This is a genomic window from Hymenobacter rubripertinctus (assembly GCF_003583925.1).
Taxonomy (GTDB): domain Bacteria; phylum Bacteroidota; class Bacteroidia; order Cytophagales; family Hymenobacteraceae; genus Hymenobacter; species Hymenobacter rubripertinctus.
Genome location: NZ_QYCN01000087.1, coordinates 1 through 3,042, shown reverse-complemented (window position 1 = coordinate 3,042; position 3,042 = coordinate 1). Strand labels below are relative to the sequence as shown.

At 51.9% G+C, this 3,042-nt stretch carries 3 protein-coding genes; all 3 read right to left on the bottom strand.

What is annotated here, in order from left to right; translation table 11 throughout:
- A partial coding sequence (locus D0T11_RS21585; protein WP_245991113.1) for a DUF6443 domain-containing protein occupies window positions 1–1,150 on the bottom strand: 1,150 nt, incomplete at its 3' end.
- Window positions 1,151–1,201: 51 nt separating this feature from the next.
- Window positions 1,202–1,678: a hypothetical protein gene (locus tag D0T11_RS22330; RefSeq protein ID WP_147374795.1), complete on the bottom strand. Its 477-nt coding sequence runs from the start codon at window positions 1,676–1,678 to the stop codon at window positions 1,202–1,204.
- Between the two features lie 11 nt (window positions 1,679–1,689).
- Window positions 1,690–3,042 (bottom strand): RHS repeat-associated core domain-containing protein (locus D0T11_RS21580; protein ID WP_317127283.1); only part of this gene is annotated, 1,353 nt, incomplete at its 5' end.

Sequence of the window (3,042 nt, the reverse complement as noted above, 5' to 3'; positions counted from 1 at the left end):
CCCACAGGGGCACCGTGGGGTTCTGCGCCAGCCAGTTCGTCTGCCAGGTCTGGAGCTGGTCGCGCTGCTGGCTGGGCGTCCCGCTCAGATCGGCAAAGTGCACCAGGCCCGCGTACACCACCCGGCCCAGCGCGTCGTACTTGCTGGCCACCCACTGCTTATCCGCCTGCTGGCTCACGTCCTGGCTCAGGATGGGCTGGTCGAGCTCGTTGTAGAGCGTGTAGGCGTAGCCGGCCTGGTCGGGCACCTGCTTCTCCACCGGCCGCCCCTGCGCGTCGTAGTGGTAGCGGAACAGCAGCCGCTCCACCCCCGCGCCCGTGACCTGCCAGCTGTTTTTGCGCAGCCGCTGCACCGCCAGCGGGGGCAGCACGGCCCGTAGCCGGCCGAAGTCGTCGAACACGTAGTACGTCTTGAGCCAGCTCGTGGCCTGGCTGGCATAGGTGCCGTCCAGGCCCACCTGGGTGAGCACCACCCGGCCTTCCTTGTCCGAAAACTCCTGCCGCCACTGGCCCTGCTCGTCGCGGCTGGTTTTCACCCACAACTCCCCGGCCGCGTAGGCGGCCTGCGGCGTGAGCTCTTCCCGCTCGGACACGTAGCCCGGGGTCCAGCGCTGCACCGAGTCGGTGGCTAGGTTGGGCCGCTCGGTGAGCGTCACTTCGTGGCCCGCGCCCAGCTGCCACGTTTCGCCGGGGCTGGCCTGCACCAGGGGCCGGTTCAGGGGCGAGGCCTCGAACACGGTTTGGGCAAAGGGCACCGCCGTCTTGGGCAGGTGCTGGGTCAGGGTAGGTAGTAGCGGGTCGCGCCCGCCCTGCCCGCGGTAGAACTGGCCCTGCTCGGCCACCGCATCCGGGTGGTAGCCCACCGCGTCGGCCGAGGCCGTAGCAGCCGAGTAGGGCAGAAACTGCCGGGGCTCGCGGCCCAGCGCGTCGTACTGGGTGAGCTGGACCAGGCGCGGCCCGTGGGCGAGGCCCCATGCTGCACGCTCTGCACCGGCCGCCCCAGCCCGTCCAGGTACTGGGTGCTCACCTGCACCCGCCCCGAGTCGGGGCGGGCGGCGCGCAGCTTCGCCGGGTCGGTGAAGGCCACGCGGGCCACGTAATTTGCTGCGTTTGAAGACACTTTTTACGAACGAGCAAACTCGTTGAAACAAAAGCAAACTCAATTATCAGGAACGCTGAGACTCCCTATTCATGAATTTACACTAGCGAATTACTTTTTGATTGCATTCTGCATTCATAATCTTCAGCACGTTAATGTTTTGGTAATTATAAATAGCTTTTACAATCTTCTTATCTTTGATAAAAACTAATGTGTCATATTTATTTGGATTAATGTATCCTATTTTATATCCATCGCAAGGGTTATATTCAACCAATATTTTAGCATATGATATTACAAACTTGCCGTTTTCAACCGTATCTTTGTCTAATAAATACAATGATGATCTGGTTTCATTATTTACCTTGAACTGGAACGCATTTCCACTTTCCTCTATATTATGAATATCGTTGCTAGATTGATCCTTATCTATTGAAAAAAAATACATAAATGTATTATTAATATCTCTATATAATATAAATCCTTTTATATATTGAAATTCATCATTATTATTTCTTTGGCTACAAGAAAATAGCAGCGATAATAGAATAAAAAAAATGTTATTTATTGCTCTTTTCATGTGTTAATTTTTTATTGGATGGGGTTTATTGTTCCATACTTACCTGGTTCATACCGATAGGTATCAGAAACGCCTTTTATCGTACTATTACTATTGACATCAATAGAGCGTTTATTTACGTATATATCACCTGCTGGATTTGTAGCACCATTATACCCAATAGCTGAAATACCAGGGAATTTATAATTATTATTCGCAAATTCTGCAAAATTCATATAATGAGAATAATTTAGAGAAACTCCTGCGCTTCTTTTAGGATCAGAAAAATTTACAGCCATTATATCATCGTAAAACCTGCTGCCGACAGGACGAGATCCTCCTCCATTGCCTAAATGCTCTTCATAATATCTATCTGATACACCTAGCAGATGCAATGTTTCATGAAGAATAGTATTATTCGACCTGCCATTATCGTATGCTAATGCATAATTTCCACTATATACTTGCAATGTATTATTATCAGGGTTTCCTGATTGACTAGAAGAAGCATGAGACCTGTCCTCAGAAGTAGAAATCTGAGAAGAGAACTCTATTAAATTTTGACCTTCCCTCAGCTCGCTGACTTGCTTATCTGGAGCATATGAATATTTTACGTCAAACGAGACTGAAATACCACCAACGTTCCTTGTTTTGAATTTATCTTTAGCCGCAGAATTTAGTTGACTTGCCCTTGAAGCGCTGGCACCAGAGCCTTTTATATAATTAGTTGAACTAATATTCAATCCTATTATATTATTGTCTTTGTCTCTATCAACAGTGAAAATGGCGTCACGACCATCAGGATCAATCACATTGGGCGGGTTATTTAAGCAGTAAGTATAAGGAGAAATCATATAATTATTAAAAGCCAACGGGTCCACCACATTCCAGCGCCCAATTGTAGACTCATACATCCGCGCTCCGTAGTCGTGCCACCCTAATCCGAACTCGGTCTGCTGCTCCTTGCCGTTCCAGGTAAACTTGTTCTGCGGCGTGGCGCTCTTGCTCAGCCCGGCCAGATCCAGTCCAAACGGGTCGTAGTGGTTCTCCTGCACTTGCAGCCCCTGCCGGTGCTGCACACTCACATCGTCAAAGAACACATCCGTGTCGCTCTCGTTGGCTACGTACGCCTGCACGTAGCCCGCCGCAGGCACGAACACGCGTAAAGATAACGCTTCATACCCACCTTGCGCCACTTGGGTCAACTGCCGGGTCTGGCTGTCCACGAGGGCGGAGTCGGCATTGTAGACGAGCACCCGCACGTAGGCCCGGGGCACGCCGCCACTGAGCTGTTGCACGGCCGGCACCAGGCCCAGGCCCACGCTCAGCAGCGGCAGGATGCGCACCTTGCGGCTGCTGCCATCCGGGGCCGGTGCGGGCACGCC